We start from the raw sequence: 15,509 nt of genomic DNA on the forward strand, positions 1-15,509 counted from the left end.
GCCGTCCCACCACCGGACGGGAGAGACGGACGAGACGGAAGAGAAGGACTAGGCCAGCTGCCTGCGCACCAGCTCGTGCAGCCGGCCCCCGGTGTCGGCGAGCAGTTCGGCCGGGCTGCCCTGCTGGACCACTTTGCCGTCCTCCATCACGATCACCCGGTCGGCGTCCAGCACCGTGGACAGCCGGTGCGCGATGACGACCCGGGTGGCGTTCAGCTTGCGGGTGCTGTCGATGACGATGCGCTGGGTGTCGTTGTCCAGGGCGCTGGTGGCCTCGTCGAAGAAGAGGATCCGCGGGCGCCGGATGAGGGCCTGGGCGATCATCAGGCGCTGGCGCTGGCCGCCGGAGATCGCGCCGTTTCCGGCGACGATCGTGTGCAGGCCCATCGGCATCCGCTTGATGTCCTCCGCGAGTCCCGCCATCTCGGCCGCCGCCATGGCCTCCTCCGGCGTGTACGGCTCGGTGCCGCAGATGACGTCCAGGATGGAGCCGGTGAACGGCTGGGCGTGCTGGAGCACGACGCCGCACTGGCGGCGCACCGCCGACTGGTCGAGCGCCGCCAGGTCCTGGCCGTCGTACAGGACGCTGCCGGAGACCGGCTTGTCGAAGCCGATGAGCAGCCTCAGCAGCGTGGACTTGCCGCAGCCGCTCGGGCCGACGACCGCGACGAACTCGCCCGGCCGGATGGCGAAGGACACGTCGTCGAGGACGAGCGGGCCGTCGTCGGCGTACCGGAAGGAGAGGCGCCGGGCCTCCAGCGCACCCGACAGCGGGCCCGGCCGGGTGCTCGACGTGCGCACCTCGGGCAGCGCCTCGAAGACCGGCCTGATCTCCTCGAACAGCGGCAGCGCGGCCACCGCCGAGACGAAGGCGCCGGTCAGCTGGGTGACCGAGGTCAGCACCATCGTCACCGAGGTGTTGAAGGTGAGGAAGTCCGCCGCCGACATCGCGCCCCTCGCCGGGCCCGCCAGCAGCATGAACATCAGCAGCGTGACGATCGGCAGATAGACCGCGCCCAGCACCGTGGTGAGGTTCTTGATCCGGCCGACCTTCTGCTGCAGTTCCCGGCTGTGTGCGAACTCCCGCGCCCAGGCGGCGTAGGCGTAGTTCTCGGCGGCCGCCACCCGCAGCTTGGGCAGGCCGCGCAGGGTCTGGAAGGCCTGGTTGTTCAGCTTGTTGCCGAGCGTCACCAGCCGCCGCTGCCAGCGCACCTGCCACAGCCCGAGCCCGAGGAACACGGCCGCGATGACGACGAGCATGCCGAGCGCCGCCAAGGCCATCGCCGGGCTGTACCAGAACAGCATGCCGAGGTTCATCGCGCCGACCGTCACCGACTGCGCGACCACCGGGCCGACGCCCGCCAGCAGCCGGCGGATCGCGCTGATGCCCATGGCGGCGCTGGCCAGCTCGCCGGTGGAGCGCTGGGTGAAGAACCGGGTGGGCAGCCTGAGCAGCCTGTCCCACACGGCGGGCTGGAGCGCGGCCTCGATCCGGCCCTCCAGACGCAGGATGGACAGGTTCTCCAGCAGCGTGAACGCCGCCGCCACCACGCCGCTCACCATCACGGCCAGGCACACCTGGACGATCAGGCCCGACTGCGCCTTCGGCACGTACTCGCCGAGCACCTTGCCGGTCGCGACCGGCACCAGTGCGCCGATCGCCACCGTCACCAGCCCGGCCAGCAGCAGGCTGAGCAGGTCACCGCGGGTGCCCTGGAGGCTGAAGCGCAGCAGGCCGAGCGGCGAGAGCGCCTTGTCGGGCAGCGGCCGGTAGAACATCACCGCACGCGGCTCGAACTCCTCCGCGTTCGCCTTCTCGATCGGCGTCTCGCGCCCGGTGCCCGGATGGACGGCCACATAGCCGCCGCGCCGCCACATCAGCGCGACCGGAGCCCCGGACAGCGCCCGGTGCCCGACCAACGGGCCCACGTTCTCCCGCCACCAGCGCCCCTGGAGCCGCACGGCCCGGGTGCGCACCCGGGAGGCGAGCGCCACGCGCTCCACCGGGTCGAGGCGTTCGCTCTCGGTGCCGCTCTGCGCGGGCTCGGCCAGCTTGATCCCGGCCGCCTCGGCGACCAGCTTGCAGGCCGCGTACCCGGCGTCCGCGTCGGCGGCCGTGGTGCGGCGGGCCGAGCGCTTGCCGATGGAGGCGAGCAGCGTCCGGTCGGCCTGGGCGCGGACGTCCTCACCGGCCTTGATCCCGGCGGCGGCACGGGTCTCGTGGCTGCGCTCCAGCTGCTCGATCCACCGGTCCAGCGCGGTGAGCAGCCGGTACTGCTGGTCCACCATGGACTGCCACAGCGCCGGGTCCATCAGCAGATCGGCGGCGGCCTCCGCGCCGTACAGCGAGCCGTACTGCACGCTGCCCGGCGGCACCTGCATCCAGAACACGTCGTCGTCGGTGGGCGCCTGGGACCGGTCCTCGGCCATCGGCGCCTGGAACAGGACGGACAGGCCACGGCCGACGCCGAGCGCGACCGCGTACTCCAGCGGGCTGGTGGCGGGCGGGACGTACTGCGGGTTGCCGTACTCGTCGTACGACCAGGTCTGGGTGTTGGCGGGCTGGTACAGCTCGCGCAGGTTGATCCGGTGCACCACGCAGTCCCGCACCGGGCGGGCCACGAGGGTGTGCTGGGGCCCCGCGACCGGGCCGAGCAGCAGGGTGCCCGCCTCCAGCCGGCCGAGGTGGTGCCAGTGGCCCTGCTGGGCGGCGTCCACCGCGAACAGGTCCAGGGCGCCGGCCGCGACCAGCCACAGCACCTGCGGGCCTTCCAGGTCGACGCGGTTGAAGCCGGCGCAGTCGATGCGGGTGCCCATGGACCCCAGGGCACCGAGCACGAGGTCGCCTTCGCTGACGGTCGTCATCTCACCGCTCCCTGACCAGCGCGGCGTACGCGCCGCCGTGCGCCACCAGCTCCTCGTGCCGCCCGCGTTCGACGACCGTGCCGTGCTGGAGTACGACGATCTCGTCACTGTCGCGGACCGTGCTCAGCCGGTGCGCGATCACCACACAGGCACAGCCGCGCCGGCGCAGGTTGTCCATCACGACCAGCTCGGTCTCCGCGTCCAGCGCGCTGGTCACCTCGTCCAGCACCAGGATGCTGGGCCGGCGCACCAACGCCCGTGCGATCTCCAGGCGTTGGCGCTGACCGCCGGAGAAGTTGTGGCCGTCCTGCTCGACCCTGCTGTGGATGCCGCCGGGGCGGCGCATCACGACGTCGTACAGGGCCGCGTCCTTCAGCGCCTCCACCACGGCCTCGTCAGGGATCGACGGATCCCACAGGGCCACGTTGTCGCGGACCGAGCCCTCGAAGAGGAAGACCTCCTGGTCCACGAAGGAGACCGAGGAGGCCAGCGCCCCGCGCGGGATGTCCTCCAGCCGGCGGCCGTCGATGCGGATCACCCCGTCCCAGGGGGCGTACAGGCCGGAGATCAGCCGGGACACCGTCGACTTGCCGCTGCCCGAGCCGCCGACCAGCGCCACCTGCTGCCCGGGGCCGACGATCAGGTCGAAGCCACTCAGCAGCGGCTTGTCCAGCGGGCTGTAGCCGAAGGTGACGTTCTCCAGCTCGACGTGCCCCTGCAGCCGGCGCGTGGAGTCGGCGCCGCCGGGGCGGGCGTAGAGCGGGTCGGCCTGGAAGTTCTCCACGTCCTTCAGCCGGGCCACGTCGGCCGCGAAGTCCTGGATGCGGCCCGCCACGCCGTTGAGCCGGGTGAGCGGGGCGGTGAACCGGGCCACCAGCGCCTGGAACGCGACCAGCAGACCGACCGAGATGTGCCCCTCGACCGCGCGCATGCCGCCGATCCACAGGATCAGCGCGCTGTTGAACGTGGCCAGCGTCGGCGCCACCACCCCGAGCCACGCGCTCGGCACCCCGAGCCGCTGCTGCTCCTCCAGCGTGGTGGCGTGCTGCCCGGCCCACTTGCGGAAGTAGCCGTCCTCGCCGCCGGTCGCCTTCATCGTCTCGATCAGCTGAAGACCGGTGTACGAGGTGTTCGTGAGCCGTGCCGTGTCCGCGCGCAGCTTCGCCGTACGCGTCGCCCGCAGCCGTACGACCAGCCGCATGGCGACCACGTTGAGCAGGGCCACGCCGATGCCGACGAAGGTCAGCTGCGGGTCGTAGGTGTAGAGCAGCACGGCGTACAGGACGACGACGATCGCGTCCACGCCGGCCGCCGCGAGGTCGCGGGCGAGGGTCTCGGCGACCTGGTCGTTGGACTGCAGGCGCTGGACCAGGTCGGCGGGGGAGCGCTGGGCGAAGAACGTGACCGGCAGCCGCAGCAGGTGGCGCAGGAAGCGGGCGCTGGACAGGGTGGAGGAGATGATCCGGCCGTGCAGCAGGTTGGCCTGCTGGAGCCAGGTCAGCACCAGGGTGAGCAGCACGCAGGTGGCCATCGAGGCGAACAGCACGCCGAGCAGCGAGGTCTGGCCGCCGATGAGGAACTTGTCGATGTAGGTGCGGCTGAGCGCGGGCGTGGCGGCGCCGACCGCGACCAGCAGCAGGCTGGCCAGGACGGCGGCGGGCAGGGTGCCCGCGGTGCCGCGCAGCCGGGCCGGCATCGCGCCGAGCACGCCCGGCCGGCGCCCGCCCTTGCTGAAGCCGTCGCCGGGCTCCAGCACCAGCACCACACCGGTGAAGCTGCCGTCGAACTCCTCCATGGGCACGAACCGGCGGCCCTTGGCGGGGTCGTTGATGTACACCCCGCGCCGGCCGAAGCGGCGGCCCATGCCGTCGTAGACGACGTAGTGGTTGAACTCCCAGAAGAGGATGGCCGGCGCCGCGACCTCGGCGAGGGCGGCCAGGTCCATCTGCATGCCCTTGGCCGTCAGGCCGTAACTCCGCGCGGCCTTGAGGAGGTTGGAGGCGCGCGAGCCGTCGCGGGAGACACCGCAGGCGATGCGCAGCTCCTCCAGCGGCACGTGCCGGCCGTAGTGGCCGAGGACCATCGCGAGGGAGGCGGCGCCGCACTCGACGGCCTCCATCTGGAGCACGGTGGGGGTGCGGACCGTGCCGCCGCGGGGCTTGGGGACCGGCCGCTTGGCCGGGGCGGCGCGTCTGCGGCCGCGGGTCTCCTGGGTCGTGCTCACGGCAGCAGCCAATCGATCGGACGCTGGTCGGTCAGCTTGACCGAGGCGGAGGCGAGGGTCATCGAGTCCAGCCCGAACGGCGGCCCGTCGGAGGTGGACCAGCGGTAACCGCTCTTCGTCGCCGACGTGTCGAGGGCGACCGTGACGGCCACCGGGCGGCCCTTGCGGGTGAACTGCTCGCCGAGCTGGCTGTCTCCGAGGAACGCGGCGATCGACTGGGCGGACTGCGCCTCGCGGTCCACCGACTTCACCTCGCCGCGCAGCACGCCGTACGTCTGGGTCGGCACCGAGGACACGGTGAGGTCCACGGAGGCGTGCGCCGGGATGGCGGCGGCGTTCTCGGCGGGGACGTACACGGTCGCGTACAGCGGGTCGGCGGCGTGGGCGACCTTCTCCACGGCGGCGACATCGGCGCCGGTCTGGATGATCTGCCCGATGGTGGCGGCGAGCGCGGTGACGCGGCCCGCGGCGACCGTGCGGACGACCGAATTGCCCTGCGTGGTACGGACCTTGAGGACCGGCGCGTTCGCGGGCAGCCGCTGGCCCTGCTGCGCGAGAACGGCGGTGACCTGGCCCGACACGGGGCTCTGCAGGAGGTAACTGCCCTGCCCGTGGGTGAGGATGGCGGGCGCGCCGACCGTGGAGGCGACCGAACCGGTCACCGCCCAGACGGAGGCCGCCGCCATGACGACGACGGTGACCCCCAGCGCGAGCCAGCCCTGCGGACGGGCCAGGCGCACCGGAAGGTCCAGCTCTTCCGGCGACTGGAGCTTGGCGAGGGCCTGTTGGCGGAACTGCACGGGACTTCCCTCACCCGAGGAGAGACGGTGTTACGACAGGGAGACGGGCACCCGAGAGCCCCGGGGCCGGGAAACGGCTCCGGGACTTCGGTGACACCTGGGTGCGATCAGAGACCGGCGACCAGGTTGGTGACCGGCGCAACGTTCAGGCCGGTGACACCCTCGGCGGTGCCGACGACGGTGTTGACCAGGCCGGAAACCGGGGCGATGCCGTTCACGGCGCCCGTCACGGTGTTGAGGGTGTTCACGGAAAGACCGCCGGAGACGTTGTCCAGCTCGGCGTCCGAGATCTCGACGGTCTCAACCTGGGGGGTGGAGTTCATGATGGAACTTCCCTTCCTGATGGATATTTCACAAGGGGGGAGCGGCCCCCTCTGGGGACAGACGGGACGCCGCGACCGCGGGCCGGCGGCTCCCGTGGCCCGGGAGCCCGCAGCGACCCTGCGGTGCGATGGATCAAAGCACGCACACGGGGCGCGCATCCAATCAATCAACGCGCTCACCAGGGCACTTGGCCGGGGAACGGGGTCATCCGTGCAGGCGTGCGCACGGCTTGTCGGCGACTCCTTCACAAGCCGCGCGGCATCGTCGCGTCCGTGCTATTGCGTCGCCGGTGGCGAATCCGGCACTCCGCGCCAAACGCGTGCCCGGGGGGCGTGAGGATGTGCAGATCCGCCGACGGCGGTGACCCGTCTGGGTATTCGATGTGGAGATTCCCTGAAGCTGGGATTCCGCTAAGCGTCGGGAACGGTCCGTTACTGATCAGTAGCGGACCGTGTCAGCCCAGAATCGCATAGACCGTGCTCGCGCGGGCGGCCAGCGCGCCCGAATCGGCGTCGGTCAGCGTGATGTCCGCGAACGCCATCCGGCGGCCCAGCTTCGTCAGGACCGCTTCGATCAGGACATCCGCACCGGTCACCGGCCGCTGGAACGACATCGACTGCTGCACCGTCGTCATCGGCACGAAGGCGTCCCGCGCGGCCGACACCGCGATCACCGTCGCCGTGTCGGCGGCCGCCAGCAGCGCCTGCCCCGACAGCCCGCCGCCCTCCCGCGCCAGCCGCTCGGACCAGGGCAGACGCAGCAGGGCCCGGTCCCCGCCGATCCCTTCGACCGTCAGCCCGAGCTCGAGCACCCAGGGTGCGAAGTTGGCGGAGAGGATCTTGTCGGCTTCGGCGGTGGTCATCGTCATATGGCGGATTGTTCCCGGCCGCCCGTCACGCCACGCGCACCGTGGCCGATTCGCCTGCCCCAGGCGGAAGTTGCGCCCCCGGTTTGAACACGGCGCGCGCCCGGTGCGTACGTACGGCCATCCAGGCGCCCCGATACGAACTGCCGATGAGCGGCAGGCCCCCGTCCCCAGGAGGTCGAGAAGTTTGAGTCACAAGCGAATGCCCAAGCGCAAGGCAGCGATAGCGGTGGGCGGTGTCGCGGCGCTCGGAGCGGCGGCCCTTCTGCTGCCCAACGCCAACGCCTCCCAGGACAAGAACGACACGAACGCGGCGGGCACCCTCGGCACCGCGCGGACCCTGAAGGCCTCGGAGGCCTCGGGTCTTTCCGCCCAGCTCCAGAAGATTCTCGGCCAGGCCTTCGCGGGGTCGTACTTCGACAGCGGCAAGCAGCAGCTGGTCGTGAACGTGGTCAACGGCGACAACAACCTGATCGTCCAGGCCAAGAACGCGGGCGCGGTCGTCCGCCAGGTGAAGAACAGCACCGGCGCGCTCAAGGCCGCCGCCGGGACGCTGAAGACCAGGGCGACGATCCCCGGCACCTCGTGGGCGATCGACCCGCGCACCAACAAGGTCCTCGTCACCGCCGACTCCACCGTCACCGGCGCCAAGTGGAACAGACTGCAGTCGACCGTGCAGAGCCTCGGCTCCGGCATGGCGACCCTGAAGAAGTCCGCCGGCAGCTTCAAGACCTTCGTCGCGGGCGGCGACGCCATCTTCGCCCAGACCCAGCAGGGCGGCGTGCGCTGCTCCCTCGGCTTCAACGTCACCGCCGCCGACGGCAGCCCCGCCTTCCTGACTGCCGGTCACTGCGGGGTCGCCGCCAAGGACTGGTCCGACTCCCAGAACGGCCAGCCCATCGCCACCGTGGACCAGGCCAAGTTCCCCGGCAACGACTTCTCGCTCGTCAAGTACAACGACAAGACCACTCAGACGTCCAGCACGGTCAACGCCGGCAACGGCCAGACCGTGCAGATCACCCAGGCCGCCGACGCCACCGTCGGTGAGACCGTCTTCCGTATGGGTTCGACCACCGGCCTGCACAACGGCCAGGTCACCGGCCTCGACGCCACCGTGAACTTCGCGAGCGAGACCGTCCCGGGCGGCACCGACACCGTCAACGGCCTCATTCAGACCAACGTGTGCGCCGAGGCCGGCGACAGTGGCGGCTCCCTGTTCACCCAGGACGGCGGCGCGGTCGGCCTCACCTCCGGCGGCAGCGGCGACTGCACCAGCGGCGGCGAGACCTTCTTCCAGCCGGTCACCGCCGCCCTCCAGGCCACCGGCGCGACGCTGGGCAACGGCGGCAACGCGGGCAACGGCGGCAACGCGGGCAACGCGGGTAACGGTGCCAACGCCGGCAACGGCGCGGGCGACCAGTCCGGCTCCGCCGACCCGTCGGCCTCCGCGACCGACCCGTCAGGCGCCGGAGCCGGTGACCAGATCGGCGGCAGCGCCGACCCCTCCGCCTCGGCCACCGACCCCTCCGCCTCCGCCACCGACCCCTCCGCCTCCGCCACCGACCCGTCCGCCTCGGCCACCGACCCGTCCGGCAGCGGCACCGGTAACCAGTCCGGCAGCGGCGTCGGCACCCAGTCCGGCAGTGGCAGCGCTCAGTCCGGCAACAGCTCCGGGCACCACCACAAGTCGTCCCGGCACTGAGCCGAAAGGCTCATCCACGCTCCCCGACCGGCCTCACCCGCGGTTCCCGGCCGGCGGGGACAGGGTCCGGCCCTCCGGCGGGAGGGCCGGACCCGCCGCATGCCTCAGGGGGCGGCGCAGGCCCGCAGCAGCAGCACCGCCACGTCGTCCACCCGACCCCGCACGCCGGCGCTGTGCCGTACGACCTCGTCCGCCAGCCGCTCCAGCGGCTGGTCGCCGACCTCCGACAGCAGCCCGCCGAGGTCGACCAGCGCGTCCTCGATGTCGACGCCGGGGCACTCCACCAGACCGTCGGTGTACAGGACCAGGACCGAACCGGGCGCGAGGGACACCTCGGTCGTCGGATACACGGCGGCCGCGTCGATCCCGAGCAGCGGACCGCCGGCCAGGTCCAGCACCCGCACCCGCCCGTCCGGCCGCCTCAGCAGCGGCGGCGGATGCCCCGCCCGCGCCATCACGGCCCGCCCGCGCGCCGGATCCAGCCGCAAGTACAGACAGCTGGCGAACAGTTCGGCACCGAGGTCGATCAGCAGCCGGTTGGTGCTGCTCATCACCTCGTGCGGCGCCTGCCCGACCGTGGTGTACGCCCGCACCCCGGTACGGATCTGCCCCATCAGCCCCGCCGCCGTCACGTTGTGCCCCTGGACGTCCCCGATCACGGCCGCCGTCAACGGCAGCGTCGGCACCAGGTCGTAGAAGTCGCCGCCGATGTCCATGCCGTGCGTGGCCGGCAGATAACGGGCGGCCGCCTCGATGCCCGGCGGCGGTACCAGCGAACTCGGCAGCAGGGCCTGCTGGAGACCGTGCGCCAGGCGGTGTTTGGCGTCGTAGAGCCGGGCCCGCTCCAGCGCCTGCGCGATCAGCCCGCCGAGGGAGGTCAGCACGGCCCGCTCGTCGGCGGGGAAGACATGCGGCTCGGCGTACGCCAGCACACACGTGCCCACCGGCCGTCCGGACGCGATCAGCGGCAGATACGCCCAGGCCTCGAAGCCGTCCGGGGTCTCCTGGCGGCCCGGATACAGCCGTTCCAGCTGCTCCCGCGAGTCGAAGAACGCGGGCACCCCGCTGGTCAGCGCATGGGTGCCCGGGGTGCGCTCGGTCAGCGGCAGCCCGTCGAACCGCTCTACGACATGCGGGTCGTCGTAGCCCCGGTGCCCCAGCACATGCAGCCGCCCGCCCTGCGAGCCGAGGAGCACCATCGCCTGGCCGCCGACCGCCGGGGTCACCTCGTCCCACACCAGCTGCACCACGTCCTGCACACCCACCGCCTCGGTCAGCGCGCCCGCGAGGCTCAGCACCTGGGAGATCGTCACCAGCCGGGACGGCGCCGGACCGGGCCGCACGGCCCCGGGCGCCATGTCCGCCATCGCCCGGGCCCGGGTGATGCGCACGGTCAGCCCGGTCGTACTGGGATGCATCCGGAACGACAGCCACTCGCCCGGCGGGCGCATCGCCACGAAGGACGTGACCTGCTGGCTGATCAGCGCCGCCCGGTAACGGTCCTCGTACATCGGGTCGTTGAGCCAGGGCACCGACACCCACGGCGGCGTCCCGAGCAGCTCCGCGGCCGGTCTGCCGAGCAGCTCGGCGGCGGCCGCGTTGACGAACCCGATCCGGCCGTGCAGATCCAGCGACAGCAGCCCGTACGGCAGCCGGGACACCATCCGCACCGCCTCGACCGTGCCCAGCGTCTCCGCCACGGCCGGTGCCGGCACCGGCAGCACATCTGCCTCGGGGCCGAGCGGCCGGTTCTCCGCCGCGGCCCGTTCCAGCCGCAGCGCCAGCCGGTCGCAGGCCGCCGTCAGATGCGCTCGCTCCCGGTCCGACAGCTCCGGCGGATGCGCGCCCGGCCAGGTCACGTACGCCGCGCCGTACACCCGGCTCTGGGTTGCCACGGGCATCGCGGCCAGCGCGAACGGGTACGGCAGCACCACCGCGATCCGCGGATAGCGGCTGGCCATCGCCTCCTCGCTGCCCACCCACACCAGCCGCCGCTCGCGCGCCGCGTCCGCGACCGGGATCGGTGCGCTCAGCCCGACCCGCTCCCACGGCGCCGCGAACGCCCGGGGCATGCCCGCGTGCACCGACATCTCCAGGACCGGCTGGTCGGGCCGGAGCAGATACACCGCGCCGGAGTGCGCGTGCACCTCCTCGAGCATCGAAGCCAGGGCGAGCGACAGCACCGGCTGGGCGGTCGCCGCTCCGATGGCCGGCGGTGCCGGTCCAGGCCCTGCCCCTGGCCCGTCGGACACGCCACCACCTCCTCGCACGGCCGCGCGTCGCGCCCCCGGGGACCAGATTCCCTCGCGGGGGCGCGCCGCGCACGGCGAGCGCTCCGGCGCGGGCAGGGTGCGGCCGCGGCGGAGCCGCTGGACACCCCACCTGTGCCGACCTATGGCCAGAGGTATCGGATGCGCGGGCGGCGTACGGGCGCTCCGCGTGCGCCCCCGCGCACCCTGATGGCCGATTCTCCGCGCCCGCGAACGAGAGACGCGCCCAAGAATGGGCAGGCGCTTTCCCGGCCGTGGACCACGGGCCGGAAAGGCGTGTGACGAGGGGAGGGCCGACCGGCCGCGACGGCACGGGCGGCGCGAGCGTACGGCGTACGACGACCTGCGAGGGGGCGGGGCAGTGATCCGGGTACTACTGGTGCACGACGCGTGTCTGGTGCGATCGGTCCTGGCGGAGTGGCTGGGCCGGGAGCCCGGGCTGGCCGTGGACGACACGCCGTGGCGGGGTGCGGGGGCGCGGATACGGTCGTCGTCCCCGGACGTGTGCGCGGCGGACCTGGACTGCGCCGACGGCCATGGCATACCCCCGCTCGGCGATCTGTCCCCCGCGCGTGCCGGGGGCCGGCCGCCGGCGCTGGTGGTGCTGGCCCACGCGAACCGGCCGGGCGAGCTGAAGCGGGCCGCCGAGGCGGGCGCCCTCGGCTTCGTCGACAAGGCCGGCTCGCCGGACCGGCTGCTGCGGGCCATTCGCAGCGTCGCCGCGAGGGAACGTTTCGTCGATGCCTCACTGGGCTTCGGTTTCCTCAAGGCCGCGCAGATGCCACTGACGAGACGCGAGCTGAGCGTGCTCTCGCTCGCGGCCGGCGGCGCCTCGATCGCGGAGATCGCCGGGAGCCTGCATCTGTCCCACGGCACGGTCCGCAACTACATGGCGTCGATCACCCGCAAGACGGGTGCGCGGAACCGGATCGACGCCATTCGCATATCTCGGGGGGAGGGGTGGCTGTGACCACGGTCTACCGGGCGAGGGGCGTCTGGTGTGGTGTCCAGCCGGTGGTCAGCTGCCGGTAGAGGGCCGAGGTGCGCAGCAGGTCGTCGTGGGTGCCGCAGGCGGTGCGCGCGCCGTCCATGACCAGGATCCGTTCGGCGCGCAGGGCGGAGCTGATCCGGTGGGCGACGACCAGCAGCGTCCCGCCCGGCCGCGCGGCGAAGGCCCGCTCGGCACGCGCCTCCGCCTCCGGGTCGAGATGGCAGGTCGCCTCGTCCAGCAGGGCGAGCGGGGCGGGGGAGAGGTAGGCCCTGGTCAGCGCGATGAGCTGCCGCTCGCCGGCGGAGAGCGCCGCTGGGTCGACCGGTGCGTCGGGTCCGCCCAGCCTGTGCAGCAGGGGGGTGAGGCCGACGGTCTCGGCCACGGCCAGCAGTTCGGCTTCCGGTACGGGGTCCTCGCGGAAGAGGGACAGGTTCTCGGCGAGGGTGCCGCCGTGGACGTAGGCCTCCTGGGGGATCAGGACGGTTGCCTGCGGCGCGGGGACGGGATGGCCGTGCACGTGGATCGTGCCGTGCTGTGGGGTGAGCAGACCGGCGACCAGTCCGGTGAGTGTTGACTTTCCGATGCCGCTGGGGCCTACGACGGCCAGGTGGGCGCCGGTGGGGAGGGTGAGGTCGAGGCCGTTGAGGATCGGTTCGCCGGCGGGGCCGTAGGCGAAGGTGAGGGAGGTGAGGGTGAGGGCGGGTGCGCCTGAGGGAGGGGGAGTTGCGGCCGGTTGGCGGCTACGGGGTCGTTGTGCGCGCCCCTTTGGCGCGCGGGTCAGTCTGCGCAGTACGACCGTCAGGCGGGAGCCGCTCGTGCCCAGGCCGTGGACCAGGTTCTGGAGGGCCGGGAGGAGGGACTGGGTGACGTAGGCCAGTGCGCCTACCAGGGCGCCCGGGGTCACGCCGTGGGCCAGGAGCCAGGGCGTGGTGAGCAGGAGCAGGACCACGGGCAGTTCGCCGCCGACGGTCAGTGCCGCCGTGCGGGTCACGCTCCAGTGGGCCAGGGCGCGGGCGGTGCGCAGTTCGGTGTCGATCCGTTCGCCGACGTCCGCCGCGACCCGCTCCTCGGCCCCGGACGCCGTGACGTCCCTGAGCCCCGGGCACAGCGTGCCCAGTTCCTGGGCCAGTGCCTCGTCGGCCGTGAGGAACGCCTCCTGGCGGCGGGCCAGCGGCCGGAGCGTGGCCGCGAACAGGGCCGTCCCGGCCAGCAGCGGGGGCAGGACGACGACCAGGAGCAGCGGGGCCAGCGAGAACAGGCCGATCAGGGCGCCGGCGGCGGTGAACAGGAACGAACGCGACACCATGACCACACCGGCGAGCGTGTCCCGGGCCAGTTCCACCTGCTGGGTGAGCCCGGACAGCGCCCCCGTGTCCGCCTCCCGCACCCCGCGCCCGACCACCGTCGTCACCAGCCGGTCCCGGGCCGGCTCGACCAGCGCGGCGACCACGCCGTACACCCGGCCGGTCCCGTACGCCCCGGCACACACGGCGAGCCCCGCCGCCCCCAGCCACAGCAGGCCGGTCCGTACGTCACCGGCGAGGAACCCGTCGTCCAGCGCCCGCGCGAGGGCGTACCCGGCGAGGAAGGTCTGCCCCGCCTCCAGCACCGACCAGGCGCCGAGGTGCAGGAGCACCCGCCGGCGCATCCGCAGGAACCGGGCCGCCCGGGTCCGTAGGCGCTGCGGGCGTCCGTCCGGCACATCCATCAGCTCCGTGCCTCCCTCGCACCGGCGACCTCGCCGAACACCGCCCGGTACTCCGCCTCCCGCCACAGCTCCTCGTGGGTGCCCAGGGCGCGGACGCGGCCGGCGTGCAGCCAGGCGACGTGGTCGGCGTGGGCCGCTGTGGTCGGGCGGTGGGCGATCAGGAGGCGGGTCTCGGTCGGGGCGGGGGTGAACAGGGTCTGGGTGATGCGGTGTTCCGTGACCGTGTCGAGGCTGGACAGGGCGTCGTCGAGGATCAGCAGGCGGGCGCCGCGAGCGAAGGCGCGGGCGAGGCCCAGGCGTTGGGACTCGCCGCCGGAGCGGGGGGCGTCGGCGGTGCGGGTCGCGTAGCCGTCGGGAAGGCGGCGGACGAAGTCGTCGGCCTGGGCGCGCCGCGCGGCCGCGCCGACGACGGCCGGTGACCGGGCGGTGAGTCCGAAGGAGAGGGTGTCCTCGATCGTCGTACCGAGCAGGGCGGGGCGTTCGAAGGCGTAGGCGACGGCGCGGCGCAGTTCGTCGTGGGTGAGGTCGCGCAGCGGGACGCCGTCGAGCAGGACCTCGCCGGCGTCCGGGTCGGCGAGCCGGCCGGCCACCTCGGCGAGCAGGGACTTTCCGGTGCCGGAGCGGCCGACGAGGGCCAGGGTCGTACCGCCCGGGATGGTCAGGTCCAGTCCGTCCAGGACGGTGCGGCCGCCGCGGATCGCGGTCACCGCTCGTAGCTCCAGCCGGCCGGGGCCCGGCGGCAGTCGGCGGGTGCCGTGATCCGGGCGGGGTTCCGCCGTCACCTCGGCCAGGCGGGCGGTCGCCGCGCGGGCCCGGGCGAGTGCGGCGAGCTGTCCGACCAGCGCGCCGACGCCCGTCGCGAGCACCGCGTACCGCGAGGCGGCCAGCATGTCGCCGACCGACAGCCGGTGCCGGGCCAGCAGCAGCCCGGCCACCGCCAGCACGACCAGGTTCAGCAGCGGTGCCACGGTGACCGCCTGCGCCGCGGCCCGCCCCTGCACCCGCCACATGCGGTGTCCGACGCGCGACAGTTCGGGCAGCGGCGCCAGGATGCGGGCCGTCTCCCGGTCCGCCACGCCCGCCGCCCGGATCGTCCGGGAGCCGCCGATCGCCTCCGCGAGCGCCGTGGCGATCCGGCCCTGCACGCGCTGGTATTCGGCCACGCACGCCGTCGTGTCCCGGGCGAAGGCGCGCAGCAGCAGGGCCAGGACCGGTGCCCCAGCGAGGAACACCGCCGCCAGCCACGGGTCGATGAGGCCGAGCGCCACCACACCGCCGACCGGCCCGGCGAGTGCGGAGAGCAGCGCGGCCAGCGCGCCCGGCGCCGTCCCGGCCTGCGCGGCGTTGCCGACCCAGCGCGCCACCAGGTCCCCGGCGCCGAACCGGGCCGTCGCGCGCGGGCCCAGGGCCAGGACATGTCCGATGAGGCGGCGGCGCAGCCATGCGGTGGCGTGCGCGCCGGCCGTGCCGGTGAGCACGCCCGCGCAGCCGTCCAGCAGGGCGAGCAGCAGGACCACGCCGGCACAGGCGCCGACCCAGCGGGCGGCCGGGGCGCGGTCCAGGAGGAGGTCGAGAGTGTGGCCGAGGAGGGCCGGCAGCAGCAGGCCGGCCGCCGTGGCCGCCGTACTCACGGCGCACAGCGCCGCACAGCGGGCCCGGCCCTGCCGCAGCACCGCGTGGGACAGGGCGCGACCGGCCGCCGAAGTGGCGCTGTCAGGGCGGGAGTTCATCGGGCCGCCGCCTCGCTCGCTCGGTCGGAA

The 15,509-nt window shown here is 73.3% G+C and carries 10 protein-coding genes; 2 read left to right on the forward strand and 8 right to left on the reverse strand.

Translation table 11 applies throughout. The annotated features are described in order from the left end of the window. Positions 1–48: 48 nt before the first annotated feature. The 5 genes from ACH47Z_RS36675 to ACH47Z_RS36695 form a co-directional block, all read right to left on the reverse strand. On the reverse strand, positions 49–2,865 hold the full coding sequence (locus ACH47Z_RS36675; protein ID WP_399081618.1) for an NHLP bacteriocin export ABC transporter permease/ATPase subunit: 2,817 nt from the start codon (positions 2,863–2,865) through the stop codon (positions 49–51). A 1-nt stretch (position 2,866) separates the two neighbouring features. After that, complete coding sequence (locus ACH47Z_RS36680; RefSeq protein WP_399081620.1) at positions 2,867–5,089, reverse strand: NHLP family bacteriocin export ABC transporter peptidase/permease/ATPase subunit; 2,223 nt, start codon at positions 5,087–5,089, stop codon at positions 2,867–2,869. Further along, positions 5,086–5,889: an HlyD family efflux transporter periplasmic adaptor subunit gene (locus ACH47Z_RS36685; protein WP_399081622.1), complete on the reverse strand. Its 804-nt coding sequence runs from the start codon at positions 5,887–5,889 to the stop codon at positions 5,086–5,088. Before ACH47Z_RS36685 ends, ACH47Z_RS36680 begins: the two co-directional genes overlap by 4 nt. Before the next feature lie 107 nt (positions 5,890–5,996). Next, the gene (locus tag ACH47Z_RS36690) at positions 5,997–6,212 is read right to left on the reverse strand and encodes a type A2 lantipeptide (protein ID WP_270080226.1); all 216 of its coding nucleotides are present in this window, start codon (positions 6,210–6,212) and stop codon (positions 5,997–5,999) included. A 455-nt stretch (positions 6,213–6,667) separates the two neighbouring features. Beyond that, complete coding sequence (locus ACH47Z_RS36695) at positions 6,668–7,081, reverse strand: PaaI family thioesterase (RefSeq protein ID WP_399081624.1); 414 nt, start codon at positions 7,079–7,081, stop codon at positions 6,668–6,670. A gap of 199 nt (positions 7,082–7,280) precedes the next feature. On the opposite strand from ACH47Z_RS36695, the gene ACH47Z_RS36700 reads away from it, so the two are divergent. After that, a complete protein-coding gene (locus tag ACH47Z_RS36700) occupies positions 7,281–8,780 on the forward strand; it encodes a S1 family peptidase (protein WP_399081688.1) in 1,500 nt (499 codons plus the stop codon). Positions 8,781–8,884: 104 nt separating this feature from the next. Here the strand turns inward: ACH47Z_RS36700 and ACH47Z_RS36705 are convergent, their stop codons facing one another. Next, positions 8,885–11,032: a SpoIIE family protein phosphatase gene (locus ACH47Z_RS36705; protein WP_399081626.1), complete on the reverse strand. Its 2,148-nt coding sequence runs from the start codon at positions 11,030–11,032 to the stop codon at positions 8,885–8,887. A 379-nt stretch (positions 11,033–11,411) separates the two neighbouring features. Between ACH47Z_RS36705 and ACH47Z_RS36710 the strand changes: the two genes are divergently transcribed. Continuing rightward, positions 11,412–12,020 (forward strand): LuxR C-terminal-related transcriptional regulator, encoded by a 609-nt coding sequence (locus ACH47Z_RS36710; RefSeq protein WP_399081628.1) that lies wholly within the window; start codon positions 11,412–11,414, stop codon positions 12,018–12,020. 7 nt (positions 12,021–12,027) lie between these two features. Here ACH47Z_RS36710 and ACH47Z_RS36715 read toward each other — a convergent pair whose 3' ends face one another. Together ACH47Z_RS36715 and ACH47Z_RS36720 are read right to left on the reverse strand one after the other, a co-directional pair. After that, a complete protein-coding gene (locus tag ACH47Z_RS36715) occupies positions 12,028–13,749 on the reverse strand; it encodes an ATP-binding cassette domain-containing protein (protein ID WP_399081630.1) in 1,722 nt (573 codons plus the stop codon). Continuing rightward, the gene (locus ACH47Z_RS36720) at positions 13,749–15,479 is read right to left on the reverse strand and encodes an ABC transporter ATP-binding protein (RefSeq protein WP_399081632.1); all 1,731 of its coding nucleotides are present in this window, start codon (positions 15,477–15,479) and stop codon (positions 13,749–13,751) included. The genes ACH47Z_RS36715 and ACH47Z_RS36720 overlap by 1 nt, the downstream gene beginning before the upstream one ends. Positions 15,480–15,509: the final 30 nt, after the last annotated feature.

Source organism: Streptomyces sp. NPDC020192 (assembly GCF_044388685.1).
Classification (GTDB): domain Bacteria; phylum Actinomycetota; class Actinomycetes; order Streptomycetales; family Streptomycetaceae; genus Streptomyces.